Origin of the sequence: Streptomyces sp. Mut1 (assembly GCF_030719295.1) — a bacterium.
GTDB classification, from domain to species: domain Bacteria; phylum Actinomycetota; class Actinomycetes; order Streptomycetales; family Streptomycetaceae; genus Streptomyces; species Streptomyces castrisilvae.
Genome location: NZ_CP120997.1, coordinates 5,799,615 through 5,824,045 on the forward strand (window position 1 = coordinate 5,799,615; position 24,431 = coordinate 5,824,045).

General features: G+C 71.6%; 27 protein-coding genes and 1 pseudogene. 24 read left to right on the plus strand and 4 right to left on the minus strand.

Annotation, left to right across the window (positions count from 1 at the left end):
- Positions 1-61 precede the first annotated feature (61 nt).
- Both yhfZ and P8A18_RS25350 read right to left on the minus strand, forming a co-directional pair.
- Positions 62-1,000: a GntR family transcriptional regulator YhfZ gene (yhfZ, locus tag P8A18_RS25345; protein WP_306057936.1), complete on the minus strand. Its 939-nt coding sequence runs from the start codon at positions 998-1,000 to the stop codon at positions 62-64.
- Positions 1,001-1,157: 157 nt separating this feature from the next.
- Complete coding sequence (locus P8A18_RS25350) at positions 1,158-2,003, minus strand: methyltransferase domain-containing protein (protein ID WP_306057938.1); 846 nt, start codon at positions 2,001-2,003, stop codon at positions 1,158-1,160.
- A gap of 561 nt (positions 2,004-2,564) precedes the next feature.
- Here P8A18_RS25350 and P8A18_RS25355 point away from each other — a divergent pair.
- The 18 genes from P8A18_RS25355 (at position 2,565) to P8A18_RS25440 (ending at position 16,721) form a co-directional block, all read left to right on the plus strand.
- Positions 2,565-3,158: a hypothetical protein gene (locus P8A18_RS25355; RefSeq protein ID WP_003965961.1), complete on the plus strand. Its 594-nt coding sequence runs from the start codon at positions 2,565-2,567 to the stop codon at positions 3,156-3,158.
- A gap of 157 nt (positions 3,159-3,315) precedes the next feature.
- Positions 3,316-3,759 (plus strand): 30S ribosomal protein S16, encoded by a 444-nt coding sequence (gene rpsP / locus P8A18_RS25360; protein ID WP_306057939.1) that lies wholly within the window; start codon positions 3,316-3,318, stop codon positions 3,757-3,759.
- Positions 3,760-3,761: 2 nt separating this feature from the next.
- Positions 3,762-4,001, plus strand: a complete 240-nt coding sequence (locus P8A18_RS25365; RefSeq protein WP_005311361.1) for an RNA-binding protein — start codon at positions 3,762-3,764, stop codon at positions 3,999-4,001.
- Positions 4,002-4,080: 79 nt separating this feature from the next.
- The gene (rimM, locus tag P8A18_RS25370) at positions 4,081-4,662 is read left to right on the plus strand and encodes a ribosome maturation factor RimM (RefSeq protein ID WP_306057969.1); all 582 of its coding nucleotides are present in this window, start codon (positions 4,081-4,083) and stop codon (positions 4,660-4,662) included.
- Complete coding sequence (trmD, locus tag P8A18_RS25375) at positions 4,662-5,483, plus strand: tRNA (guanosine(37)-N1)-methyltransferase TrmD (protein WP_306057972.1); 822 nt, start codon at positions 4,662-4,664, stop codon at positions 5,481-5,483. Before rimM ends, trmD begins: the two co-directional genes overlap by 1 nt.
- 128 nt (positions 5,484-5,611) lie before the next feature.
- Complete coding sequence (rplS, locus tag P8A18_RS25380) at positions 5,612-5,962, plus strand: 50S ribosomal protein L19 (protein ID WP_306057974.1); 351 nt, start codon at positions 5,612-5,614, stop codon at positions 5,960-5,962.
- Positions 5,963-6,007: 45 nt separating this feature from the next.
- Positions 6,008-6,781 (plus strand): signal peptidase I, encoded by a 774-nt coding sequence (gene lepB / locus P8A18_RS25385; RefSeq protein WP_306057976.1) that lies wholly within the window; start codon positions 6,008-6,010, stop codon positions 6,779-6,781.
- Positions 6,774-7,838: a signal peptidase I gene (gene lepB / locus P8A18_RS25390; RefSeq protein WP_306057978.1), complete on the plus strand. Its 1,065-nt coding sequence runs from the start codon at positions 6,774-6,776 to the stop codon at positions 7,836-7,838. The genes lepB (P8A18_RS25385) and lepB (P8A18_RS25390) overlap by 8 nt, the downstream gene beginning before the upstream one ends.
- The gene (lepB, locus tag P8A18_RS25395) at positions 7,720-8,640 is read left to right on the plus strand and encodes a signal peptidase I (protein WP_306061145.1); all 921 of its coding nucleotides are present in this window, start codon (positions 7,720-7,722) and stop codon (positions 8,638-8,640) included. Before lepB (P8A18_RS25390) ends, lepB (P8A18_RS25395) begins: the two co-directional genes overlap by 119 nt.
- Before the next feature lie 105 nt (positions 8,641-8,745).
- The gene (gene lepB, locus P8A18_RS25400) at positions 8,746-9,645 is read left to right on the plus strand and encodes a signal peptidase I (protein ID WP_306057980.1); all 900 of its coding nucleotides are present in this window, start codon (positions 8,746-8,748) and stop codon (positions 9,643-9,645) included.
- A 49-nt stretch (positions 9,646-9,694) separates the two neighbouring features.
- Positions 9,695-10,444, plus strand: coding sequence for a signal peptidase I (gene lepB, locus P8A18_RS25405; RefSeq protein ID WP_306057982.1), 750 nt, complete (start codon positions 9,695-9,697; stop codon positions 10,442-10,444).
- Entirely contained in the window at positions 10,434-10,922 is a 489-nt protein-coding gene (locus P8A18_RS25410; protein ID WP_306057984.1) for an NUDIX hydrolase, read from the plus strand. The genes lepB (P8A18_RS25405) and P8A18_RS25410 overlap by 11 nt, the downstream gene beginning before the upstream one ends.
- 63 nt (positions 10,923-10,985) lie before the next feature.
- A complete protein-coding gene (locus P8A18_RS25415) occupies positions 10,986-11,294 on the plus strand; it encodes a DUF2469 domain-containing protein (protein ID WP_003965949.1) in 309 nt (102 codons plus the stop codon).
- An 84-nt stretch (positions 11,295-11,378) separates the two neighbouring features.
- On the plus strand, positions 11,379-11,738 hold the full coding sequence (locus P8A18_RS25420) for a YraN family protein (RefSeq protein WP_018551786.1): 360 nt from the start codon (positions 11,379-11,381) through the stop codon (positions 11,736-11,738).
- A complete protein-coding gene (locus P8A18_RS25425) occupies positions 11,738-13,363 on the plus strand; it encodes a YifB family Mg chelatase-like AAA ATPase (RefSeq protein ID WP_306057987.1) in 1,626 nt (541 codons plus the stop codon). Before P8A18_RS25420 ends, P8A18_RS25425 begins: the two co-directional genes overlap by 1 nt.
- A gap of 257 nt (positions 13,364-13,620) precedes the next feature.
- Complete coding sequence (gene dprA / locus P8A18_RS25430; RefSeq protein WP_306057989.1) at positions 13,621-14,775, plus strand: DNA-processing protein DprA; 1,155 nt, start codon at positions 13,621-13,623, stop codon at positions 14,773-14,775.
- 288 nt (positions 14,776-15,063) lie between these two features.
- The gene (gene whiG, locus P8A18_RS25435; protein WP_136203972.1) at positions 15,064-15,900 is read left to right on the plus strand and encodes an RNA polymerase sigma factor WhiG; all 837 of its coding nucleotides are present in this window, start codon (positions 15,064-15,066) and stop codon (positions 15,898-15,900) included.
- A gap of 245 nt (positions 15,901-16,145) precedes the next feature.
- Positions 16,146-16,721: a TetR/AcrR family transcriptional regulator gene (locus P8A18_RS25440; protein WP_306061147.1), complete on the plus strand. Its 576-nt coding sequence runs from the start codon at positions 16,146-16,148 to the stop codon at positions 16,719-16,721.
- A 290-nt stretch (positions 16,722-17,011) separates the two neighbouring features.
- Here the strand turns inward: P8A18_RS25440 and P8A18_RS25445 are convergent.
- Positions 17,012-17,473 (minus strand): annotated as a pseudogene (locus tag P8A18_RS25445) (peptidoglycan DD-metalloendopeptidase family protein); the annotation flags it as partial.
- A gap of 277 nt (positions 17,474-17,750) precedes the next feature.
- Here P8A18_RS25445 and rpsB point away from each other — a divergent pair.
- From rpsB to P8A18_RS25470, 5 genes are all read left to right on the plus strand, one after another.
- A complete protein-coding gene (gene rpsB, locus P8A18_RS25450; RefSeq protein ID WP_306057991.1) occupies positions 17,751-18,683 on the plus strand; it encodes a 30S ribosomal protein S2 in 933 nt (310 codons plus the stop codon).
- A gap of 98 nt (positions 18,684-18,781) precedes the next feature.
- Complete coding sequence (tsf, locus tag P8A18_RS25455; RefSeq protein WP_018551791.1) at positions 18,782-19,618, plus strand: translation elongation factor Ts; 837 nt, start codon at positions 18,782-18,784, stop codon at positions 19,616-19,618.
- 159 nt (positions 19,619-19,777) lie between these two features.
- On the plus strand, positions 19,778-20,554 hold the full coding sequence (pyrH, locus tag P8A18_RS25460; RefSeq protein ID WP_306057993.1) for a UMP kinase: 777 nt from the start codon (positions 19,778-19,780) through the stop codon (positions 20,552-20,554).
- Between the two features lie 155 nt (positions 20,555-20,709).
- Positions 20,710-21,267, plus strand: coding sequence for a ribosome recycling factor (gene frr, locus P8A18_RS25465; RefSeq protein WP_018551793.1), 558 nt, complete (start codon positions 20,710-20,712; stop codon positions 21,265-21,267).
- Entirely contained in the window at positions 21,267-22,355 is a 1,089-nt protein-coding gene (locus P8A18_RS25470; RefSeq protein ID WP_306057995.1) for a phosphatidate cytidylyltransferase, read from the plus strand. The genes frr and P8A18_RS25470 overlap by 1 nt, the downstream gene beginning before the upstream one ends.
- A gap of 66 nt (positions 22,356-22,421) precedes the next feature.
- On the opposite strand, the gene P8A18_RS25475 is transcribed toward P8A18_RS25470, so the two are convergent.
- Positions 22,422-22,949, minus strand: a complete 528-nt coding sequence (locus P8A18_RS25475) for a hypothetical protein (RefSeq protein ID WP_306057997.1) — start codon at positions 22,947-22,949, stop codon at positions 22,422-22,424.
- Positions 22,950-23,089: 140 nt separating this feature from the next.
- Here P8A18_RS25475 and rlmN point away from each other — a divergent pair, with 140 nt between their 5' ends.
- A complete protein-coding gene (gene rlmN / locus P8A18_RS25480; RefSeq protein WP_306057999.1) occupies positions 23,090-24,196 on the plus strand; it encodes a dual-specificity RNA methyltransferase RlmN in 1,107 nt (368 codons plus the stop codon).
- Positions 24,197-24,431 lie beyond the last annotated feature (235 nt).

The window sequence follows — 24,431 nt, forward strand, 5'->3', positions numbered from 1 at the left end:
AGGTCGAAGGTCCCGTCGTGGCAGGACCTTCGTCCTGTTCCGGCTCCCGGCCGGCCGGGGGTCAGTAAGAGGGCAGGCGGGTGCCCTCAAGCACCTCGCGCTGGAGCGAGGTGATCAGCGAGAGGTTCAGGGAGTCCCGGACGGCGGCCAGGGCCTTGGCCCCTTCGGTCCGGCCGATGATGGCCGCGCTCGAGTTGCGCAGCGACAGCTCGCGGGTGACCTCGTCCCCCAGCGGGAGCACGTCGACGCCGACTCCGAGCCGGTCCCGCACCTCGTCCAGGTTCCAGACGGTGGCGTCCACCTCTTTGCGGGCGAAGAGATCGGGCAGCTGCATGTACGAGGCCTCCAGCCGCTGGACGTCCGGGCGCCCGGCGAAGACCAGGTCGACCAGCATGCGCAGGTCCTCCGACGCGTGGTCGACCGCGACCCGAAGGCCCGGGGTGTCCAGGTCCACGCCGTGGCGCAGGAGCATGCCGTGCGCGCCGACGTAGGTGGCCGGCCCCAGGTCCGCCACCAGCTCCACCGGATGCTCGGCGATCAGCTCGTCGGCGGCGAAGCGGGACAGGACGACGAGGTCGACCTTGCCTTCGAGCAGTGCGGCGGTACGGGCCCCGGCGCCTCGCATGAAGGTGATCGCGAAGGGCGCGCCCGCCTCCTCGAAGGCGCCGCGCAGTCCGGTCGCCAGGCCCTCGTAACGGCGGGAGTACGGCAGGGGCATCGCGGCCAGCAGTGTCCCGAGCCCGGAGAGCCGCCAGAGTATGGAGCGGTCCGAGTGGGCGAGGAAGGTGCCGAGGTGGCCCCGGGCGGTCGTCCTGATGGCGCCGGACTCCTCCAGCAGCTGCAGGGCCGCCTGGACCGTGCCGTTTCCGCACCCCAGCTCCTGCGCGTAGTCCCGCACCCGGGGCAGCCGCGTGTCCGGCTCATGGTTGAGCAGCAGGACCGCGAGCTGGCGGGCGGCCAGTCCGTTGCGCGTGAGGAAACGGTCATCGAAGACGTTCACAAAGGGAACAGTAAACAGGATTCTGGATATTGACAAGCGTCCGCGCCGGAGCGCGGCGGGTCACGGGGGCGACGGGACGGGCCGGCCGCCTCGGCGACGCGTGTCGCGAGGTGGCCGGCCCGCATCCGCTTTCGTTCAGAGGTGCAGACGAGTTTCGCTAAGAGGTGCAGACGAGATAGCGGAACACGTTGGACATCCACACCGTGCCGTCCGCGCGCCGGTGCGGACGCAGGGCCTCCGCCACTTCTCTCTCCACCTGCCACCGGTCCGTCGCCCGGACCGCGGCGTCGAACAGCCGCGTCGAGAGCAGGCCGCGTACCGCGCTGTCCATGTCGGCGTAGCCGAACGGGCAGGCCACCCGGCCCGAACCGTCCGGCCGCAGCCCGGACCGGAAGGCCACGTCCTCCAGATCGTCCCGGCGCGGGCCGCGCCAGCCGCCGCCCGGTGTGCGCCCGTCCCCGGCGAGCCGGCTCGCCACCCGCAGCACCGCCTCGGTCGCGCACCGCTCGGGCGGGCCCCAGCCGGTCAGGACGACCGTGGAGCCCCGGCCCGCCGACGGCACCGCGGTCCCCAGGCTCCGTACCAGCTCGTCCCCGTCGCCCGCCGCGCAGCCGATCGGGGTGAACGCGGTGATCAGGCTGTGCGGTCCGGCGGCCGCCGCCTCGGTGACCGTGTCCACGAGGCGGGCACCGGTGGCGGGGGAGCCCCGGTCCTCGGGGGCGGGCAGGAGGCGGGCCCGCGCGAGGGCGAGGCGCTCGGGATCGGTGTCCACGCCGGTGACCCGCGCGCCGCGGCCCTCGGCCGTCAGCAGCGCGAGTCCGGAGCCGCAGCCGAGCGCGAGCATCCGGGTGGCGGGCCCCACTTCCAGCCGCGCGTACACCGCCTCGTGGAGCGGTGCCAGCATCCGTTCCTGGATCTCGGCCCAGTCACGGGCCCGGGAGCCGTCGTCCGCGGAGGCGGAGGGCTCGGTGTGCCGGTGGTGCCGGACGAGCGTAGGTGTCATGGAACGCGCCCCAATCATCCGCCGAGAGGTTGCCGGTTCTGCCGATCGGTCGTGCCCGGGTGGACGGCCGGCCGTCCCGTACGCGCGCTTCCCCCGTATGCCGGAGAACCGCGCGTCCGCCGCCGCGTCCAGGGGGCTGCGGGGCGCCGTTGCCCGCGGGGCCGCCCCGGTGCGCGTGACGGCACCCGGGCGCCCGGACGGCATGGGCGACCAGGGGTCCGCCGCGTGCTCCGCCGTCGCTGCCGTCCCAGTCTCACCCGGTACGCCCGGACGGGCACGTCGAGCACGTCAGGGGGCTGCGGGTAGCCTCTTCCACCTGCGTTCCGCGCCCGCCGGAGCCCGGCGCCGGACCACGCGCGGACGGTGGGGGCGCGCACGGCGTCTACGCGCTCGGGCGTACGCGGCGCTACGTACCGGCTTGGTGCGAGCTGTGAGACTTCTCCGCAGATCAGCGCACCCGCCCTCGTCAGGACGCATGAACGGCAACTGACTGGTACGTGCAAAATATTTGGGATGGCCCGGAATCGGAACACCGAGGGCCCCGCGCTCGTTGGTCACGACGTGAGCACGACACCACCTGTACTTGCCGCAGAGCTGGCACAGGCGTGGGCCGACATTCAGCGGTACCACCCCGAGCTGCCCGATCTCGCCGCACCCGAGTCCCTGATCGGAGAGTCCTCGTCCGCCTGTGGCGCCGAGCTCTCCTTCGAGCGACTGCTCCACGAGGCAGTCCACGGCATCGCCGCCGCCAGAGGTGTCCGCGACACCTCACGCGCCGGCCGATACCACAACCGACGATTCCTGGCGATCGCCGAGGAGCTGGGCCTCGACCATGCCGAGGAGCCCCATCCCAGCAGCGGCTTCTCGCTGGTCACGCTCAACCCCGAGGCCAAGCGCCGCTACCGGCCCACGACGGAACGGCTCCAGCGCGCCCTCAAGGCGCACACCGTGGCCACCGCCGCCGACACCAAGCGCTCCTTCCGCGGCCCCGCCGCCCGGCACGGCTCCTCCGGAGGGGGCGTGCGGGTCAAGGCCGTCTGCGACTGCGGGCGCAATGTGCGCGTGGTCCCCTCGGTCCTCGCGCAGGCCCCGATCGTCTGCGGCGGCTGCGGGAAGCCGTTCCGGATTCCGGAAGCGGCGGTCGCGGTGGGGTGAGCCGATGTGGTGTGGCACAATGGCTAGCTGTACTCGACAGTCGCACAGGACCCCTCTCTCCTCCGGCTGACGCGTCCATCGGGCACCCGAGTACCGCAACCCCACGTGGCATCTTCGTTGTGCCCAACCACGTCATAGACCAGGAGACACCACTCCCGTGGCAGTCAAGATCAAGCTGAAGCGTCTGGGCAAGATCCGTTCGCCTCACTACCGCATCATCGTCGCCGACTCCCGTACCCGCCGTGACGGCCGGGCCATCGAGGAGATCGGCCTGTACCACCCGGTGCAGAACCCCTCGCGCATCGAGGTCAACGCGGAGCGCGCGCAGTACTGGCTGTCCGTCGGCGCCCAGCCGACCGAGCCGGTTCTCGCGATCCTGAAGCTCACCGGCGACTGGCAGGCGCACAAGGGCCTCCCGGCCCCCGCGCCGCTGCTGCAGCCGGAGCCCAAGGCCGACAAGCGCGCCCTGTTCGACGCCCTCACCAAGGACGGCGGCGAGGAGTCGAAGGGCGAGGCCATCACGCCCAAGGCGAAGAAGGCCGACAAGAAGGCGGACGAGGCTGCTGACGCTGCCGCGCCCGCCGAGTCGACCGAGGCCTGAGCATGCTCGAGGAGGCTCTCGAGCACCTCGTGAAAGGCATTGTCGACAACCCCGACGATGTGCAGGTCGCCTCGCGCAACCTGCGCCGTGGCCGCGTGCTGGAGGTCCGGGTCCACCCCGATGACCTCGGCAAGGTGATCGGCCGCAACGGCCGCACCGCACGCGCGCTGCGTACCGTCGTGGGCGCCATCGGCGGCCGTGGCATCCGCGTCGACCTCGTCGATGTGGACCAGGTTCGCTGACAGAGTTGAACACCGGCACGGGCCGGGGAGGGCCAAGCGCCCGCCCCGGCCCGTCGTCGTACGACAGGAGAGACACAAGGTGCAGTTGGTAGTCGCGCGGATCGGTCGCGCCCACGGCATCAAGGGCGAGGTCACCGTCGAGGTGCGCACGGACGAGCCGGAGCTGCGGCTCGGGCCCGGAGCCGTGCTGGCCACCGAGCCGGCCACGACGGGACCGCTGACGATCGAGACCGGCCGGGTGCACAGCGGCCGGCTGCTGCTGCGTTTCGAGGGTGTGAAGGACCGTACGGCCGCCGAGGCGCTGCGCAATACCCTGCTGATCGCCGATGTCGACCCGGCGGAGCTCCCGGAGGACCCCGAGGAGTTCTACGACCATCAGCTGATGGACCTCGACGTGGTCCTCGCCGACGGCACCGGGATCGGCCGGATCACCGAGATCACGCACCTGCCGTCCCAGGACCTCTTCATCGTGGAGCGCCCGGACGGCAGCGAGGTGATGATCCCGTTCGTCGAGGAGATCGTCACCGAAATCGACCTGGACGAGCAGCGCGCGGTGATCGCCCCGCCGCCCGGACTGATCGACGAGAGCGAGGCGGTCGTGGCCTCCGCGCGCGAGGAGGAGGGCGGAACGGCCGCCGGGACGGGCGAGGACGACGCCTGATGCGCCTCGACATCGTCACGATCTTCCCCGAGTACCTGGAACCGCTGAACGTCTCCCTGGTCGGCAAGGCCCGCACGAGCGGCCGCCTCAACGTCCGGGTGCACGACCTGCGCGAGTGGACGTACGACCGCCACAACACCGTGGACGACACCCCGTACGGCGGCGGCCCCGGCATGGTCATGAAGACCGAGCCGTGGGGCGACGCCCTGGACGAGGCGCTGGCGGACGGCTACGAGGCGGGGGCGCATGCGCCGGTCCTCGTGGTGCCGACGCCGAGCGGCCGGCCGTTCACCCAGGAACTCGCCGTCGAACTCGCCGAGCGGCCCTGGCTGATCTTCACCCCGGCCCGCTACGAGGGGATCGACCGGCGGGTGACCGAGGAGTACGCCGGCCGGATGCCGGTGATCGAGGTGTCCATCGGCGATTACGTGCTGGCGGGCGGGGAAGCGGCCGTCCTGGTGATCACCGAGGCGGTGGCCCGGCTGCTGCCCGGCGTCCTCGGCAACGCCGCGTCCCACCAGGACGACTCCTTCGCGCCCGGCGCGATGGCGAACCTCCTGGAGGGGCCCGTCTACACGAAGCCGCCCCAGTGGCGCGGGCGGGGCATCCCCGAGGTGCTGCTCAGCGGCCACCACGGACGGATCGCGCGCTGGCGGCGGGACGAGGCGCTGCGCCGTACGGCCGCCAACCGGCCCGATCTGATCGAGCGGTGCGAGGCTTCCGGCTTCGACAAGAAGGACCGGGAGATGCTCTCCATCCTCGGCTGGTCGCCGGAGCCGGGCGGCCGATTTTGGCGCAGGCCCGAGGCCGTGGAAGAATAGGCCGCTGCTGTACGTCCGCGTGCGCCCCTGCCACAGGGGGAAAGACGCCCGTCCGACGCGATCAGCCCTTCGCATTCATCACTCTCTCCCGTCGATGACCTGTGGCATCGGCGAAGAAAGCAGACAACATGGCTTCCCTGCTCGACGACGTCAATGCCGCGTCGCTGCGTACCGACGTCCCGGCGTTCCGCCCCGGTGACACCGTCAACGTTCACGTCCGCGTGATCGAGGGCAACCGCTCCCGTGTCCAGCAGTTCAAGGGCATCGTCATCCGCCGCCAGGGCGCGGGCGTCAGCGAGACCTTCACGGTCCGCAAGGTCTCCTTCAGCGTCGGCGTCGAGCGCACCTTCCCGGTGCACAGCCCGATCTTCGAGAAGATCGAGATCGTGACCCGCGGTGACGTCCGTCGCGCCAAGCTGTACTTCCTCCGTGAGCTGCGCGGCAAGGCCGCGAAGATCAAGGAGAAGCGCGACCGCTGAGCTGACTGCCTGGTCCACAGGACGGCCGGATAAGCTCTGGCCCCGATGGACACGGAAGCAGAACTCCAGGAGCGCGACCGCTCCTCCGCACCCGCTACGGGTCCGGAGGCGCGGTCGCGCTTTTCGCGTGTACGGCACCGGGCCGCCGCCTCGCTGTCCTGGCGGCGCGCCTTCGCGCTCGGTGCCGTCTGCGCGGTCTTCGTGCTCCTCTTCAGCACCTTCGTGGTGCAGCCCTTCCTGATCCCCAGCGGCTCGATGGAGCCCACGCTCCGGGTGGGCGACCGGGTGCTCGTCAACAAGCTGGCGTACCGGTTCGGCTCCGAGCCGCGCCGCGGTGACGTGGTGGTCTTCGACGGGACCGGTTCCTTCGTGCCCGAGGGGGCGGGGGAGACGAACCCGGTCACCGCGCTGCTGCACGGGGCGGCGGCGTCCCTCGGGCTCGCCGAGCCCGCCGAGACCGACTTCGTGAAGCGGGTGGTGGGTGTGGGGGGCGACCGGGTGGTCTGCTGCGACGCGCGGGACCGGATCGAGGTGAACGGCCGGCCGCTGGCGGAGGACTACCTCTTCGCCGGTGACGCGGCCTCCCGGGCTCCCTTCGACATCGTGGTCCCGGAAGGCACCCTGTGGATGATGGGCGACCACCGCAGCCGCTCCCGTGACTCCCGCGACCACCTGGGCGAGCCGGGCGGCGGCATGGTGCCGGTGAGCCGGGTGATCGGGCGGGTCGACTGGTTCGGCTGGCCGCTCGGGCGGATCGGCTCCCTGCCGGGCACCTCGGCGTTCGACGGCATACCGGCGCCGGGCCCGGCCCATGGGTAACCGCGGGCGCCGGGGCGGGGCCGCGCCGGACGCGGCCGGTGCGCGTTCGCTGCCGACCCGGGCGGAGCGGCGCAAGCTGGCCCGCAAGGTGAAGCGCAAGCGGCGCAGGTCGGCGGTGCGGGAGATCCCGCTGCTGATCACGGTGGCGCTGCTCATCGCGCTGTTCCTCAAGACGTTCCTGGTGCAGGCCTTCGTGATCCCCTCCGGGTCGATGGAGCAGACCATCCGGATCGGCGACCGGGTGCTGGTGGACAAGCTGACGCCCTGGTTCGGGTCCAAGCCGCGGCGCGGTGACGTCGTCGTGTTCCGCAACCCGTCGGACTGGCCGCCCCCGAACCCGACGAGTTCCGAGGAGTCCCCCGTCGTCGTCAAGCAGGTGAAGGAGGCACTCACCTTCATCGGGCTGCTTCCGTCTGGTGACGAGCAGGATCTGATCAAGCGGGTCGTGGCGGTCGGGGGCGACACCGTGAAGTGCTGCGCGCAGGACGGGCGGCTCACCGTCAACGGCATGGCGATCGACGAACCCTATGTTTTCCCCGGGGATTCCCCTTCCACCATCAAATTCGAGGTAAAGGTTCCGGCGGGCCGCCTCTTCGTCATGGGGGACCACCGCTCCAATTCCGCCGATTCACGTTTCCACCTGGACAAGGCGGCGGACGGCACGATCGCCGAGGAGGCGGTCGTGGGGCGGGCGAAGTGGATCGTCTGGCCCTTCGGGCACTGGAGCGGTCTGGCGGAACGCTCGGCGTTCGCCGCGGTCCCGGACGCGCGCGCCGGTACGGCTGCCGCCTCGGGGCCGTCGAATAGTGTGTCCGAGTATCCATACGGATCGACCCGTCTCCCGACCCCTGCGGAACTCCCGCTCGTTATGGGAGTGGTGGGCCTGCATCGGCTAGGACGCAGGCGGTGGCACGGAATAAGGAGTGGATGTGGGGGATTTGGCGGTCGGCGCACGATCCGGACACGAAGAACCCGAGGACCGGCCGGGCAGTCCGGCGCACGCCGAGTCCGCCGGGGAGCCGGCGGACTCGGCGACGGCGAGCGGGGCGGAGAGTGACGGCGGCGCGTCCGGCGGCAGCACGGCCCGGAAGAAGAAGAACGCCCGCCCGTTCTGGAAGGAACTGCCCCTCCTCATCGGCGTCGCGCTGATTCTGGCGTTGCTGATCAAGACGTTTCTGGTGCAGGCGTTCTCGATTCCTTCGGATTCGATGCAGAACACGCTTCAGCGTGGTGACCGGGTGCTGGTGGACAAGCTGACGCCGTGGTTCGGTTCGGAGCCGGAGCGCGGTGAGGTCGTCGTCTTCCACGACCCGGGCGGCTGGCTGGAGGACACCCAGGCACCCGAGCCGAACGCGGTGCAGAAGTTCCTCAGCTTCATCGGACTCATGCCGTCCGCCGAGGAGAAGGACCTGATCAAGCGGGTCATCGCGATCGGCGGTGACACCGTGGAGTGCAAGAAGAACGGGCCGGTCGAGGTCAACGGCACGGCGCTGGACGACAAGTCGTTCATCTTCAAGGGGAACAGCGCCTGCGACGACCAGCCGTTCGGCCCGATCAAGGTCCCCAAGGGCCGGATCTGGGTGATGGGCGACCACCGGCAGAACTCGCTCGACTCCCGTTACCACCAGAATCTGCCGGGCGGCGGCACGGTCTCCACCGACGAGGTGGTCGGCCGGGCCATCGTGATCGCGTGGCCGGTCAACCGCTGGGCGACCCTGCCGATTCCCAAGACCTTCGACCAGCCGGGCCTCAACGCCGCGGCCGCCGCTGCGGCGCCCGGAGCGATCGGCCTCGCGGGCGCCGTACCGCTCGTGCTCTGGCGCAGGCGGCGCCGCACCTCGCCCCGGCGGACGACGTAAGCGACGAACCGCCCCCTGCGCGCAGGGGGCGGTTCTCCGATACGGCGGGCCGGCCGACAGGGCGGTCCCCTGGGCAGGCATCCGGCGCAGAGTGAGGAAGCGGACATGAGTGGAGTGGCAGGCGGAGCACGGCCCGAGCAGGGGCCCACCCGGCAGCCGGAACCGGCCGACGCGACGGACACCGGCACCGACGCCGAGTCCGCCCCGGCCCCCGAGGCCGAGCCGGACAGCGGCGGGGACAAGAAGAAGAACGCCCGCCCGTTCTGGAAGGAACTGCCCCTCCTCATCGGGATCGCGCTGATTCTGGCGTTGCTGATCAAGACGTTTCTGGTGCAGGCGTTCTCGATTCCTTCGGATTCGATGCAGAACACGCTTCAGCGTGGTGACCGGGTGCTGGTGGACAAGCTGACGCCGTGGTTCGGTTCGGAGCCGGAGCGCGGTGAGGTCGTCGTCTTCCACGACCCGGACGGCTGGCTGCGCGACGAGCCGACCCCGAAGCCGAACGCGGTGCAGAAGTTCCTGAGCTTCGTCGGGCTGATGCCGTCCGCCGAGGAGAAGGACCTGATCAAGCGCACGATCGCGGTCGGCGGTGACACCGTGGAGTGCAAGAAGGGCGGGCCGGTCCAGGTCAACGGCAAGGCGCTCGACGAGCCGTACGTCTTCCCCGGCAACAGCGCCTGCGACGACATGCCCTTCGGCCCGTTCAAGGTGCCCGACGGCAAGATCTGGGTGATGGGCGACCACCGGCAGGACTCGTCGGACTCGCGCTACCACACCGACGACGCCAACAAGGGCTTCGTGCCGGTGAGCCAGGTCGTGGGCCGGGCCGTGGTGGTGGCGTGGCCGGTCAACCGCTGGGCGACGCTCCCCGTTCCCGACACCTTCGACCAGTCCGGCATCAGCGCCGCGGCCGGGGCCGCGCCGGGTGTCGCCGGGCTCGCCGGTGCCCTGCCGCTCGTGCTGTGGCGCCGACGGAGGCTGACCGCCGGGCGTACCGCCGGGTAGGGTGCCCACGCGGATCAGCGATTGTCGACCTCCGATGGGGGATGCCGGTATGGGTGCAACAGGTCGTGCGGACGACGGCCGCGGCCGGCTCGGCGCGAGGCTGTCCTCGGTGGCCGTGGCCATCGGCTGCGTGCTCTTCCTCGGCGGCTTCGCCTGGGGAGCGGTGCTGTACCGGCCCTACACGGTCCCGACCGGCTCGATGACGCCGACGGTGAACGCGGGCGACAAGGTCCTCGCGCAGCGGGTGGACGGCGGCGACGTCCGGCGCGGTGACGTGGTCGTCTTCACCGACACCCAGTGGGGCGACATGCCCATGGTGAAGCGGGTGGTCGGCACCGGCGGCGACAAGATCGTCTGCTGTGGCGAGGACGGCCGCCTCACGGTCAACGGCATACCCATCGACGAACCGTATCTGCGGTCCTCCGGCCGCGCCTCGGGCGAGGACTTCACGGCCGAGGTGCCGAAGGGGCAGCTCTTCCTGCTGGGCGACGACCGCACGGTCTCGCTGGACTCCCGGGTCCACCTGTCGGACGCCACCCACGGCTCGGTGCCGCGCGGCGCCGTGCAGGCCCGGGTCGACGCCGTCGCCTGGCCGCTCGGCTCCATGATCGACAGGCCCGAGGCCTTCGCGGCGCTGCCCGGCGGGGTCTCGTCGGCCGGGCCGCTGAAGCTCCAGCTCACCGCCATGGCCGTGGGCATCGTGCTCATCCTCGGCGGTGCCGTGTACGGCCCGCTCGCGGCCCGTTCCTCCCGGCCGAAGCGGAGCACCCAGCCGAAGGCGGCGGCCGGTGTCCGCTGAGGTGCGCAAGGTCGCCCGCCTGGTACTCCTCGACCCGGACGACCGCATTCTGCTGATGCACGGCTTCGAACCGGAGGACCCGGAGCGCAGCTGGTGGTTCACCCCGGGCGGCGGTCTTGAGGGCGACGAGACCCGTGAGCGGGCCGCGCTGCGCGAGCTGGCCGAGGAGACCGGGATCACGGACGTCGAACTGGGCCCGGTCCTCTGGCAGCGGCGGTGCTCCTTCTCCTTCGACGGCCGGCGCTGGGAACAGGACGAGTGGTACTTCCTGGCCCGTACCGCACAGACCGCCATCGACACCAGCGGCCACACATGGCTGGAACGCCGCAGTGTCACGGGTCTGAGGTGGTGGACCTCCGCCGAACTGTCGGCGGCGCGTGAGACGGTGTACCCGACCAGACTCGCCGAGCTGCTCCGGACGCTGCTCGACGAGGGTCCTCCGGGTACACCGGTGGTCCTGGCACCCGAAAACGCCTGAGCGGCCGGGGCGCGGGGCGCCGGCGCACAATGGGGAAACGCACGGCTGAAGGGGAACATTTCAATGAGCGCCGAGGACCTCGAGAAGTACGAGACCGAGATGGAGCTGAAGCTCTACCGGGAGTACCGCGATGTCGTCGGTCTGTTCAAATATGTGATCGAGACCGAACGGCGCTTCTACCTCACCAACGACTACGAGATGCAGGTGCACTCGGTCCAGGGCGAGGTGTTTTTCGAGGTGTCCATGGCGGACGCCTGGGTCTGGGACATGTACCGACCCGCACGGTTCGTCAAGCAGGTACGGGTGCTGACGTTCAAGGACGTCAACATCGAGGAGCTCAACAAGAGCGATCTCGAACTTCCGGGTGGCTGAGTTATCCACAATCGCCCGCTTGTCCACCAAGATCCACTGAAGTAGGGCGGAAGCGTCAGAGTCGGTGCCGGAGGTGGTGCCGATATGAACGCACGGGGGGCTCTCGGGCGGTACGGCGAGGACTTGGCGGCGCGGCTGCTGGCCGACGCCGGCATGTCCGTACTGGAACGGAACTGGCGCTGTCGCGCCGGCGAGATCGACATCGTCGCGATGGACGGTGACGCGCTCGTCATCTGCGAGGTGAAGACCCGCAGGGCGGGCGCGTTCGAGCATCCGATGGCCGCGGTCAGCCCGGCCAAGGCGGACCGGCTGCGACGGCTGGCCGCGCTCTGGCTCGACCGGCACGGCGGCCCGCCGCCCGGCGGGGTGCGCATCGATCTGGTGGGTGTGGTGCTGCCCACGCGCGGTGCGCCCCTGGCCGAGCACGCCCGGGGGGTGGCGTGATGGGGTTCGCACGTGCCTGCTCGGTGGCGCTGGTCGGCGTCGAGGGCGTGGTGGTGGAGGTCCAGGCGGACCTGGAGGCCGGGGTGGCGGCGTTCACCCTGGTGGGGCTGCCGGACAAGAGCCTGGTGGAGAGCCGGGACCGGGTCAGGGCCGCCGTGGTCAACTCCGGGGCCCAGTGGCCGCAGAAGAAGCTCACCGTGGGGCTGTCCCCGGCCTCGGTACCCAAGGGCGGATCGGGTTTCGATCTCGCTGTCGCGTGTGCGGTGCTGGGCGCCGCCGAGCGGATCGACCCCGCCTCCATCGACGACGTGGTGATGATCGGGGAGCTGGGACTCGACGGCCGGGTGCGCCCGGTACGAGGGGTGCTCCCCGCCGTCCTGGCGGCGGCCGAGGCGGGCTACCGGCAGGTGGTCGTTCCGGAACAGAGCGCGGGCGAGGCGGCCCTCGTGCCCGGCGTCTCCGTGCTCGGGGTGCGCAGCCTGCGGCAGCTGATCGCGGTGCTGTGCGACGAACCCGTGCCCGACGAACAACGGGCCCAGGACGAGGGGCGCCCCGACACCATGCTCGCCGGGCTGATGGTGCCCGGCGCCGGACTGGGCACCGGCGTCGCCAGGGCCTCGGCGACGGCCGAGGGCTCCCGGCCGGACCTGGCGGACGTGGCGGGGCAGGAGCGGCCGCGCAAGGCCCTGGAGGTCGCCGCGGCCGGCGGCCACCACCTGCTGCTCACCGGGCCGCCGGGCGCGGGCAAGACCATGCTGGCCGAGCGCATGTCCGCGATCCTGCCGCCCCTGAGCAGGCAGGAATCCCTCGAAGTGACCGCCGTGCATTCGGTCGCCGGCATCCTGCCGCCCGGCGAGCCGCTGGTCTCCCGGGCGCCCTACTGCGCGCCGCACCACTCGGCGACCATGCAGTCGCTGGTCGGCGGGGGCAACGGGCTGCCGAGACCCGGCGCCGTCTCGCTCGCTCATCGCGGGATTCTCTTTCTGGACGAGGCGCCGGAATTCTCGGTCCGGGCGCTGGACGCGCTGCGCCAGCCCCTGGAGTCCGGGCACATCGTGGTGGCGCGCAGCGCGGGGGTGGTGCGGCTGCCTGCCCGGTTCCTGCTGGTGCTCGCGGCCAACCCCTGCCCGTGCGGGCGGCACACCCTGAGCGGGGACGGCTGCGAGTGCCCGCCGTCCGCGGTGCGCCGCTATCAGGCCCGGCTCTCCGGGCCGTTGCTCGACCGGGTGGATCTGAGGGTGGCCGTCGAGCCCGTCACGCGCGGGGACCTGATGGGACGGGGTGGCAGGGGCGAGTCCACCGCGACGGTCGCGGCCCGGGTGCGGGAGGCCCGGACGCGGGCGGCCGAGCGGCTGGCGGGGACGGCCTGGACGACCAACAGCGAGGTCCCCGGCCATGAGCTGCGGACCCGGCTGGCCGCTGCGCCGGGCGCGCTGCTGGCGGCCGAGCGCGACATGGAGCGCGGCCTGCTTACCGCGCGGGGCCTGGACAGGGTGCTGCGGGTGGCGTGGACGGTGGCGGACCTGCGTGGCGCCGACCGCCCGGACGCCTCGGACATCGCGGTGGCCCTGGAACTGCGCAGCGGCATCCCGCGCGGGGTCGCGCTGGGGGCGGGGGCGGCATGACGGCACGGGACGCGGGGCGCCGGAGCGGGGCGCCGGCCCCGGACGGCGGTGGCGGAGCGGGGGTTGAGGGGCGCTGGAGCGGGGCGCCGGCCCCGGACGGCGGTGGCGGAGCGGGGGTTGAGGGGCGCGGTGGAGGCGCGTCGGCCGCGGGGTGCGGGGGCGGGGCGGTCGTGGCGGGACGCGGGCCCGGCGGTGGGGGAGCCGTGGTCGCGGGCGGTGGTGGGGCGTCGAGCGGGCGGGGGTGGCCGGCCGGGGGCGTGAGTGCGCGGGAGCGGCTGGCGCGGGCGGCGCTGACCCGGGTGCTGGAGCCGGGCGACGAGCACGGCGGCCGGTGGCTGCGGGAGTGCGGGGCGGCGGAGCTCTGGCGCCGGATCACGGTCCCGGGCGGGGAGGCGGAGCGGCTCGGCGGGATGACCGTGCGGCGGCTGGCCGGATACCGGCTGAGGGCCGAGGGCGTCGACCCGGAGCGGGATCTGGCCGCCGTCGCGGCGGTCGGCGGGCGCTTCGTCTGTCCCGGTGACCCGGAGTGGCCGACGCAGCTCGACGACCTGGGCGATGCGCGGCCGACCGGGCTCTGGGTCAGGGGGAGGCCCGATCTGCGGCTCTGGGCGCTGCGCTCGGTCGCCGTGGTCGGCGCCCGCGCCTGCACGCCGTACGGGGCGCACATGGCGACGACACTGGGTGCCGGTCTGGCGGAGCGTGGCTGGGTGGTCGTCTCGGGGGCCGCCTTCGGGGTGGACGGGGCGGCGCACCGCGGCGCGCTGGCCGCCGGCGGCGCGACGATGGCGGTGCTGGCCTGCGGGGTGGACGTCCCCTACCCACGCGGGCACGCCGAGCTGATCGGGCGCGTGGCCCAACAGGGGCTCGTCATCGGTGAACTGCCGCCGTCCGAACACCCGACGCGCAGCAGGTTCATCCTGCGGAACCGGGTGATCGCCGCGTTGACGCGGGGGACCGTCGTGGTCGAGGCCGAATACCGCAGCGGCTCCCTCGTCACGGCGCGCGGTGCGCAGCGGCTCGGCCGGTTCACGATGGGCGTTCCCGGGCCGGCGACCAGTGGTCTGTCAGCGGGCGTCCACGAACTCCTGCGGGGCGAGGGCGTGCTGGTGACGGACGCCGCGGAAGTCGCCGAACTCGTGGGGGACATCGGGGATCTGGCCCCCTCAAGGAGCGGTCCCGTGCTGGCCAGGGATCTGCTCGACGCCGTCGCCGGGAGGGTGCTGGACGCCCTGCCGGCCCGTACGGCCGTCGCCGCCCGCGAGGTGGCGCGCGTCGCCGGGACGAGCGCCGATGAAGCCCTCGGCAAACTGTACGAACTGCACTCACTGGGATTCGTCGAACGTGAGGGCGAAGGATGGAGGTTGACGCGACGGCCGAGTTGTCCGGACGACGCGCGGCGAGGCGGTTCTTGACCTGGGGCATTCGGGTGAAAAGGTGAGGCCGATGACCTCGGCGGACGCTTCGACGGTGGTTCCGGGGCCGGTGCCTGCGGCGACGGCCCCGGGCCTCCGGCGCGTCCGCGCCCCGGTGGGCTGTCATGTCCGCGGCCCGGTCGCGCGTCATGTCCGTCCGCCCGGGAGCGCGGGGGCCCGATCCCTTATCCTGCGCGCACCGCGACGGCGCGGTCACGCTACGCTCACAAGGATTCCGCCCCAGAGACAAGTCCCAGTACTTCACGGCAGAACGGCTCAAGGCACCACATGCCCCAGCACACCTCCGGGTCTGACCGCGCGGCAGTACCACCGGCTGCGCGTGGCACTGTGCGCCCTCCCGCCCCGTCCTCGCTCGACGAGTTGTGGCGTTCGTACAAGACGACGGGCGACGGAAGGCTGCGGGAGCAACTGATCCTGCACTACTCGCCCCTGGTGAAGTACGTCGCCGGCCGGGTGAGTGTGGGCCTGCCGTCCAACGTCGAGCAGGCGGACTTCGTCTCCTCCGGGGTCTTCGGGCTGATCGACGCGATCGAGAAGTTCGACATCGAGCGGGCGATCAAGTTCGAGACGTACGCGATCACCCGCATCCGGGGCGCGATGATCGACGAACTCCGGGCGCTGGACTGGATTCCCCGCTCCGTCCGGCAGAAGGCGCGCGCCGTGGAGCGCGCCTACGCCACCCTGGAGGCCCAGCTGCGGCGCACCCCGTCGGAGGCGGAGGTCGCGGCGGAGATGGACGTCACGCTGGATGAACTGCACGCGGTTTTCAGCCAGTTGTCGCTGGCCAATGTGGTGGCGCTGGAGGAGCTGCTCCATGTGGGCGGCGAGGGCGGCGACCGGCTGAGCCTGATGGACACGCTGGAGGACACCGCCGCCGACAACCCGGTGGAGGTGGCCGAGGACCGTGAGCTCAGGAGGCTGCTGGCCCGGGCGATCAACACCCTTCCGGACCGCGAGAAGACGGTCGTCACGCTCTACTACTACGAGGGCCTGACCCTTGCCGAGATCGGCAACGTGCTCGGGGTGACGGAGAGCCGCGTCAGTCAGATCCACACCAAGTCGGTCCTCCAGCTCCGCGCGAAACTGGCCGACGCCGGCCGCTGAACGCAGCCGGTCCGGGGCCCTCGTGCGGCTGCCCGCCGCGCGCAGGTCGCCGCCCCCGGACACCCGCCACCCGGGACCACTGCCCGGCATCGCCACCCGGCATCGCCACCCGGACCGTGTCCCCCGGGCCCGCCCTCGTGCCGCCGCGCTCGGAGGTCCGGTTCGGCCACCGTTCGGGGCGCGCTCTCTCTGTTCGGCGGAGGTCGCCGTAGAGTGGAGGCGTGCCCAGGATTCGAGCGGCCTCCGTGGCCGAGCACCGGACCATGCAGCGCGGCGCCCTCCTGGACGCAGCGCGCTCCCTGCTGTCCGAAGGGGGCACGGAAGCGCTGACCTTCCCCGCCCTCGCCGAACGTACGGGCCTCGCCCGGTCCTCCGTGTACGAGTACTTCCGCTCCCGTGCCGCCGTCGTCGAGGAGCTCTGCGCCGTCGACTTCCCCGTCTGGGCGGCCGAGGTGGAGAACGCGATGGAGCGGGCGGCGACGCCCGAGGAGAAGATCGAGGCGTACGTCCGGCGCCAGCTCGACCTCGTCGGAGACCGACGCCACCGGGCCGTGGTCGCGATCTCCGCCAGCGAACTGGACGCGGGTGCGCGCGAGAAGATCCGGGCCGCGCACGGCGGCCTCGTCGCCATGATCGTCGAGGCCCTCGGCGACCTCGGCCACGAGCAGCCCCGGCTGGCGGCCATGCTGCTCCAGGGCTCCGTGGACGCCGCGGTCCGGCGTATCGAGCTGAGCGTGGCGGAGGAGCCCGGTGTCATCGCGGACACCGCCGTCGCCATGATCCTCAACGGCGTCCGGGGCATCGCGGCCGACCGGGGCTGATCCCGGCGCCGCCACCGCCACCGCCCGGCGAGGACCACCAGCACCGCGGGACCGGCCGGGCCCCCGGCTCCGGCCGCCACCGGCTGCCCGTCGCCGCCGGACGTCACCGGCCGTCCGCCGCCACCGGACGCCGCCGCTGCCCCAAAGGCCGCTTCCGGCAGCGGTACGCCGAACACCGGCAGCAGCCGGGAGGGCCCGCGCCGCAGCAGTGCGGCCGGCAGCAGCGACAGCGGGTCCAGATACGCGTCCGCGCGGCGCAGCCCCCAGTGCAGACAGCCCGACGCGCAGTGGAACGGCCCCGCCTCCAGCACGGCCACCACCTGCCCCGCCGTGACCTCGTCGCCCTTCGCGACGAGCGGCCGCACCGGCTCATATGTGGTCCGCAGCGGCGGGTCGCCCGTCCCGGCGACCTCGACCGAGACCACCCCGCGGCCGGCGACCTCGCCCGCGAACGAGACCCGGCCCGGCGCGGCGGCCAGCACCTCGGCGCCCGGGGCGGCGGCCAGGTCCACTCCCCGGTGCCCCCGCCCGTACACCGTGGCGGGCGGCTCCCAGCCGCGTACCACCGCGGGCCGGCCCGCCAGCGGCCAGGCCCGCGCGCCGTCGCCCGGCCCCGCCGACGCCTCGGCCGTGCCCGGCCGGCTCCACGCCACCACCAGCAGGGCGAGGACGAGGGTCCAGCGGCCCCGCCACCACGCGCGACGGTCCCCGTGTCGGGTCCGGGCAGCCGCCCGGCCGGATGTGATTCGCATGGCACCACCGTCCCCCGCGGGCCCCGGAACGCGGGGATCATGGGCCTGATCTGTGGACTACCAGCTGGTTGTGGACAGCGCCGTCACCCGGGACCCGGCGGGTCCCGTACACTTCTTCTGGCGATCCGGGTCACCGGGTCGACTTCGCACGCCCCGCCACCATCCGCTCAGCGGAGGTGGCCGCGCTCCTCGGTCCCTCGTGGCACGGCGCGTCGGGGCGTCAGGCGCGACAGCAAACCTGCTGTCGCGACAACCGAGCACCTCAAGGAGTACGGCCATGGCCGTCGTCACGATGCGGGAGCTGCTGGAAAGCGGCGTCCACTTCGGTCACCAGACCCGTCGCTGGAACCCGAAGATGAAGCGCTTCATCTTCACCGAGCGCAACGGCATCTACATCATCGACCTGCTCCAGTCGCTGTCGTACATCGACCGCGCCTACGAGTTCGTCAAGGAGACCGTCGCCCACGGCGGCTCCATCATGTTCGTGGGTACGAAGAAGCAGGCCCAGGAGGCCATCGCCGAGCAGGCGACGCGCGTCGGCATGCCGTACGTCAACCAGCGTTGGCTCGGTGGCATGCTCACCAACTTCTCCACCGTCTACAAGCGCCTTCAGCGTCTGAAGGAGCTTGAGCTCATCGACTTCGAGGACGTGGCCGCCTCCGGCCTCACCAAGAAGGAGCTCCTGGTCCTCTCCCGCGAGAAGGCCAAGCTGGAGAAGACCCTCGGTGGTATCCGCGAGATGCAGAAGGTGCCGAGCGCCGTCTGGATCGTCGACACCAAGAAGGAGCACATCGCCGTCGGTGAGGCGCGCAAGCTCCACATCCCGGTCGTCGCGATCCTCGACACCAACTGCGACCCCGACGAGGTCGACTACAAGATCCCGGGCAACGACGACGCGATCCGCTCCGTCACCCTGCTCACCCGCGTGATCGCCGACGCCGTCGCCGAGGGCCTCATCGCCCGTTCCGGTGCCGCGACCGGCGACTCGAAGCCGGGCGAGAAGGCCGCCGGCGAGCCGCTCGCCGAGTGGGAGCGTGACCTGCTCGAGGGCGACAAGAAGGCCGACGCCGAGGTGCAGACCTCCGCCGAGACCGAGAAGGTCGCGGACGCCGAGGCCGCCGAAGCCCCGGCCGCCGAGGCCGCTGCCGAGGCCCCCGCTGCCGAGGCCCCCGCCGCCGAGGCTCCGGCCGCGGACGCCGAGCAGGCCTGACACTCGTCACGGCTGAAGACGGCGGGGGCCGGTGCCACAAGCACCGCCCCCGCCGTCCACCCGTAGATCTTTCAGACTTCGAGAGAGAACACAGACTCATGGCGAACTACACCGCCGCTGACGTCAAGAAGCTCCGCGAGCTCACCGGCGCCGGCATGATGGACTGCAAGAAGGCGCTCGACGAGGCCGACGGCAACGTCGACGGAGCCGTCGAGGCGCTGCGTATCAAGGGCCAGAAGGGCGTCGCCAAGCGCGAGGGCCGTTCCGCCGAGAACGGCGCGGTCGTCTCCCTCGTCTCCGAGGACAAGACGTCCGGCGTTCTGGTCGAGCTGAAGTGCGAGACGGACTTCGTCGCCAAGGGCGACAAGTTCCAGGCCGTCGCCAACGCGCTGGCCGCGCACGTCGCCGCGTCCTCCCCGGCCGACCTGGAGGCGCTCCTCGCCTCCGAGATCGAGCCCGGCAAGACCGTCCAGGCGTACGTGGACGAGGCCAACGCCAACCTCGGCGAGAAGATCGTCCTGGACCGCTTCGCGCAGTTCCAGGGTGCCTACGTCTCCGTGTACATGCACCGCACGATGCCCGACCTGCCGCCGCAGATCGGTGTCATGGTCGAGCTGGACAAGGCCGACGCCGACCTGGCGAAGGGTCTCGCCCAGCACATCGCCGCCTTCGCGCCGAAGTACCTGGCCCGCGAGGACGTCCCGGCGGAGGTCGTCGAGGCCGAGCGTCGCGTCGCCGAGGAGACCACCCGCGCCGAGGGCAAGCCCGAGGCCGCTCTCCCGAAGATCGTCGAGGGTCGCGTCAACGGCTTCTTCAAGGAGGCCACCCTCCTCGGCCAGCCGTACGCGCTGGACAACAAGAAGTCCGTCCAGAAGGTTCTGGACGAGGCCGGTGTCACCCTGAAGCGCTTCACGCGCATCAAGGTCGGCATCTGAGTCCGACCGCGAAATAACGGCGGACCCCGATAGGGTCTGGTGCAGTCGACGGCCGCACACCGCCGTACGACCGCAGATCTGACGAGGAGGCCATTGCCGCTGAGGGACACCAGGCCCACCGGCAATGGCCTTCTTCGTATGCGCACGAGGAGAATTCCCATGAACAAGGGCGCGGACGCCGCCAAAGGTGACCACAAGCGCGAGGACGGCAAGGTGCTCGGACGCTTCATGCTGAAGCTGTCCGGAGAGGCGTTCGCCGGCGGCGGGGGTCTCGGCGTCGACCCCGACGTCGTGCACGCCATCGCCCGCGAGATCGCGGCAGTCGTCCGGGACGGCGCGCAGATCGCGATCGTCATCGGCGGCGGCAACTTCTTCCGCGGCGCCGAGCTCCAGCAGCGCGGCATGGACCGGGCCCGCTCCGACTACATGGGCATGCTCGGCACCGTGATGAACTGCCTCGCACTCCAGGACTTCCTGGAGAAGGAGGGCATCGACTCCCGCGTACAGACCGCCATCACCATGGGCCAGGTCGCGGAGCCGTACATTCCGCTGCGTGCCGTACGGCACCTGGAGAAGGGCCGCGTCGTCATTTTCGGCGCCGGCATGGGCATGCCGTACTTCTCCACCGACACCACCGCCGCCCAGCGCGCCCTGGAGATCGACGCGGAAGCGCTGCTCATGGGCAAGAACGGCGTGGACGGGGTCTACGACTCCGACCCGAAGACCAACCCCGCGGCGGTGAAGTTCGACGCGCTGGAGTACAGCGAGGTGCTGGCCCGCGACCTCAAGGTCGCCGATGCCACCGCCATCACGCTCTGCCGTGACAACGAGCTGCCGATCCTCGTCTTCGAGCTCACCACCGCGGGCAATATCGCCCGCGCCGTCAAGGGTGAGAAGATCGGCACACTCGTGAGTGACCAGAGCACCCGCGCCTGACGCGTGGTTCCACCGGTGAGGCCCGGTGGAACCCGGGGCGCGGAACCGCCCCGGAGGATGGACAACGGCCTGCCGGTCGGACACCGTGCAGGTGAGGACGCGACGCAGGATCCGCTGGGCCCGCCGGGCCCGTTCAAGACACGCAGGAGCACGTGGTGATCGAAGAAACCCTCCTTGAGGCCGAGGAGAAGATGGAGAAGGCCGTCGTCGTTGCGAAGGAGGACTTCGCCGCGATCCGTACCGGCCGCGCGCACCCGGCGATGTTCAACAAGATCGTCGCCGACTACTACGGTGCGCCGACCCCGATCAACCAGCTGGCCTCGTTCTCGGTGCCCGAGCCCCGTATGGCTGTGGTGACGCCGTTCGACAAGACCGCGCTGCGCAACATCGAGCAGGCCATCCGCGACTCGGACCTCGGCGTCAACCCGAGCAACGACGGCAATATCATCCGGGTGAACTTCCCCGACCTGACCGAAGAGCGTCGTCGCGACTACATCAAGGTCGCGAAGACCAAGGCCGAGGACTCCAAGATCTCGATCCGGGCCGTCCGCCGCAAGGCCAAGGAGACGCTCGACAAGCTGGTCAAGGACAAGGAGTCCGGCGAGGACGAGGTGCGCCGCGCCGAGAAGGAGCTCGACGACACCACCGCGAAGTACGTCGCGCAGGTGGACGAGCTGCTGAAGCACAAGGAAGCCGAGCTGCTCGAAGTCTGATGAACGACTCTTCCTGGGGCGCTCCGCAGGGCGCCGGCCACCGGGTCGCGCCCGAGATGCGGGCCGCTGCGGCGGGTCCTGCATACGATGTGCATGACGCCCAGCAGACTCGGCCCATGCCCATCGTGCCGGACGTTCCCGACGCAGGTAGAGACGCTGAAGACCGTGATCACCGGGGACAGGGGGCCGGACGCCTGAGCGGCGGCCCCCTGTTCCGCGACGAGAAGCCGCAGGAGCCCATGCCCACCGCGCCGCCGCCACCCCCGCAGAAGAAGCGTGCGGGCCGGGACCTGGGATCCGCCATAGGGGTCGGTCTCGGGCTCGGTGCGCTGGTCGTCGTCTCGCTCTTCTTCGTCAAGGCCGTCTTCGTCGGCGTGATCGTGCTCGCCGTCGTCGTGGGCCTGTGGGAGCTGACCTCCCGGCTCGACGAGCGCAAGGGCATCAAGGCGCCGCTCGTGCCGCTCGCGGTCGGCGGCGCCGCCATGGTCGTCGCCGGGTACGCGCGGGGCGCCGAGGGGGCCTGGGTCGCCATGGCCCTGACCGCCCTGGCGGTGCTCGTCTGGCGGATGACCCAGCCGCCCGAGGACTACCTCAGGGACGTCACGGCCGGTGTCTTCGCCGCGTTCTACGTCCCCTTCCTGGCCACCTTCGTCGCCATGCTCCTGACCGCCGCCGACGGGCCGCAGCGGGTGCTCACCTTCCTGCTGCTGACCGTGGTCAGCGACACGGGTGCGTACGCGGTCGGCTGGCGGTTCGGCAAGCACAAGCTCGCGCCGCGCATCAGCCCCGGCAAGACCCGCGAGGGCCTGTTCGGGGCGGTCGGCTTCGCGATGGTGGCCGGCGCGCTGTGCATGCAGTTCCTGATCGACGACGGATCCTGGTGGCAGGGGCTGCTGCTCGGGCTCGCCGTCGCGGCCAGCGCCACCCTCGGTGACCTGGGCGAGTCCATGATCAAGCGGGATCTCGGGATCAAGGACATGGGGACCCTGCTGCCCGGCCACGGCGGGATCATGGACCGGCTGGACTCGCTGCTGCCGACCGCGCCGGTGGTCTGGCTGCTGATGGTGCTCTTCGTCGGCTCCGGCTGAGCGCACGGACTGTTCACCCGTGAGGGTCCGCCGTCCACGGGACGGCGGACCCTCACGCGTATGACGTCAGCCACGCTCCCGCAGCGCCGCGCGCATGTAGTGGTGAAGGCCCAGCGCCCGCCGGCGCATCCGCAGGATCCAGGGGATGAACGCCGCCACGAGGGCCGCCACGACCAGTGAGTACACCAGCGAACCGCGAGCGGCGCCGAGGACGAGCAGGCCGGCCGCCACCAGCCCCATGAAGCCCAGCCAGTACGGCAGCCACCGCTCACCCCGCTCGATCTTCCCCAGCTGGTCGTCCACCAGCCGCCGCATGACCGCGCGCTCCTGCGGGTCCCGGGGCACCTCGCGGTGCCGGATCTTGCGGCTGAGACCGGCGATGGCGCGCGGGCCGGCCCCGGTCGCACGGCTGGTCCTGTGGCGCTGCACGGCCAGGGCGCCCATGACCACGGCGGTGTACAGCACGCCCTGGACCACCCACAGGCCCGGATGCTCGTCGTGCCGGAACAGTGCCCCGAGGCCCACGCCGAGCACGAGGACCAGCAGGCCCTGCCCGGTCAGGCTGTCGCTGAACCAGTGCTTCACGGTGTGCACGGCACCTACCTCCTGCGGCGTCTGCGGAACTCCCTGTACTGACCCGGTTACCCCCGAAAGCCCGGTCCAACGGTGCCCGGGCGGGCTCGGCCGGACGACGCACACGGGTACCTCCGCACGTCTGCGACACTGGAGGAACCATGCCTAAGCCCGGAGAACTCACTTTCGTCGCGCCCCGCGGAGCCAAGAAGCCGCCGCGGCACCTCGCCGACCTCACGCCCGCCGAGCGCAGGGAAGCCGTCGCCGCGATCGGCGAGAAGCCGTTCCGCGCCCAGCAGCTCTCGCAGCACTACTTCGCGCGGTACGCGCACGACCCGGCCGAGTGGACCAACATCCCGGCCGGGTCGCGGGACAAGCTCGCCGAGGCGATGTTCCCCGACCTGATGTCCGTCCTCCGCCACATCAGCTGCGACGACGACACCACCCGCAAGACCCTGTGGAAGCTGCATGACGGGACGCTGGTCGAGTCCGTCCTGATGCGCTACCCGGAGCGGGTGACGATGTGCATCTCCTCACAGGCCGGCTGCGGGATGAACTGCCCCTTCTGCGCCACCGGGCAGGCCGGTCTCGACCGCAACCTGTCCACCGCCGAGATCGTCCACCAGATCGTGGACGGGATGCGGGCGCTGCGCGACGGCGAGGTCCCCGGCGGCCCCGCCCGGCTCTCCAACATCGTGTTCATGGGCATGGGTGAGCCGCTGGCCAACTACAACCGCGTGGTCGGCGCGATCCGCCGGCTGACCGACCCCGAGCCCGACGGCCTCGGCCTCTCGCAGCGCGGGATCACCGTCTCCACCGTCGGCCTGGTGCCCGCGATGCTGCGGTTCGCCGACGAGGGCTTCAAATGCCGCCTCGCGGTCTCGCTGCACGCCCCCGACGACGAGCTGCGCGACACCCTCGTACCGGTGAACACGCGGTGGAAGGTGCGCGAGGTGCTGGACGCGGCGTGGGAGTACGCGGAGAAGTCCGGCCGCCGCATCTCCATCGAGTACGCGCTGATCCGCGACATCAACGACCAGGCCTGGCGCGGTGACCGCCTGGGCCGGCTTCTCAAGGGCAAGCGGGTGCACGTCAACCTCATCCCGCTGAACCCGACCCCCGGCTCGAAGTGGACCGCCTCGCGGCCCGAGGACGAGAAGGCGTTCGTCGACGCCATCGCCTCCCACGGCGTGCCGGTCACGGTCCGCGACACCCGGGGCCAGGAGATCGACGGGGCCTGCGGACAGCTGGCGGCCTCCGAGCGCTGAGGCCGGGAGGGCGGGGCCATGGGCCCCGTCCGCGGCCGAAACGGGCCGTGTAGCCTGGGGCCGAAATCAACTGCATATTCCGACAGGGGAGCGCCACAGCGCTGAGAGTGCGGCACCAAGGACAGGTTGGCCGCAGACCCTCTGAACCTCGCCCGGGTCATTCCGGGTAGGAAGTTCGGACCATACTCAAGCTGTTGCGCCCTGCCCGCTTCCGGTTGCGGCCGGTGCGGGCGGG

What these genes read in the sequence shown, in the direction of transcription:
- P8A18_RS25350 (WP_306057938.1), bottom strand. Translation starts at nt 2,003, where the DNA reads ATGACACCTACGCTCGTCCGGCACCACCGGCACACCGAGCCCTCCGCC.
- lepB (WP_306057980.1), top strand. Translation starts at nt 8,746, where the DNA reads ATGAGTGGAGTGGCAGGCGGAGCACGGCCCGAGCAGGGGCCCACCCGG.
- P8A18_RS25420 (WP_018551786.1), top strand. Translation starts at nt 11,379, where the DNA reads ATGAACGCACGGGGGGCTCTCGGGCGGTACGGCGAGGACTTGGCGGCG.
- rpsB (WP_306057991.1), top strand. Translation starts at nt 17,751, where the DNA reads ATGGCCGTCGTCACGATGCGGGAGCTGCTGGAAAGCGGCGTCCACTTC.
- lepB (WP_306057982.1), top strand. Translation starts at nt 9,695, where the DNA reads ATGGGTGCAACAGGTCGTGCGGACGACGGCCGCGGCCGGCTCGGCGCG.
- P8A18_RS25365 (WP_005311361.1), top strand. Translation starts at nt 3,762, where the DNA reads ATGCTCGAGGAGGCTCTCGAGCACCTCGTGAAAGGCATTGTCGACAAC.
- whiG (WP_136203972.1), top strand. Translation starts at nt 15,064, where the DNA reads ATGCCCCAGCACACCTCCGGGTCTGACCGCGCGGCAGTACCACCGGCT.
- tsf (WP_018551791.1), top strand. Translation starts at nt 18,782, where the DNA reads ATGGCGAACTACACCGCCGCTGACGTCAAGAAGCTCCGCGAGCTCACC.
- P8A18_RS25470 (WP_306057995.1), top strand. Translation starts at nt 21,267, where the DNA reads ATGAACGACTCTTCCTGGGGCGCTCCGCAGGGCGCCGGCCACCGGGTC.
- P8A18_RS25415 (WP_003965949.1), top strand. Translation starts at nt 10,986, where the DNA reads ATGAGCGCCGAGGACCTCGAGAAGTACGAGACCGAGATGGAGCTGAAG.
- trmD (WP_306057972.1), top strand. Translation starts at nt 4,662, where the DNA reads ATGCGCCTCGACATCGTCACGATCTTCCCCGAGTACCTGGAACCGCTG.
- lepB (WP_306057978.1), top strand. Translation starts at nt 6,774, where the DNA reads ATGGGTAACCGCGGGCGCCGGGGCGGGGCCGCGCCGGACGCGGCCGGT.
- rlmN (WP_306057999.1), top strand. Translation starts at nt 23,090, where the DNA reads ATGCCTAAGCCCGGAGAACTCACTTTCGTCGCGCCCCGCGGAGCCAAG.
- lepB (WP_306057976.1), top strand. Translation starts at nt 6,008, where the DNA reads ATGGACACGGAAGCAGAACTCCAGGAGCGCGACCGCTCCTCCGCACCC.
- rplS (WP_306057974.1), top strand. Translation starts at nt 5,612, where the DNA reads ATGGCTTCCCTGCTCGACGACGTCAATGCCGCGTCGCTGCGTACCGAC.
- pyrH (WP_306057993.1), top strand. Translation starts at nt 19,778, where the DNA reads ATGAACAAGGGCGCGGACGCCGCCAAAGGTGACCACAAGCGCGAGGAC.
- P8A18_RS25425 (WP_306057987.1), top strand. Translation starts at nt 11,738, where the DNA reads ATGGGGTTCGCACGTGCCTGCTCGGTGGCGCTGGTCGGCGTCGAGGGC.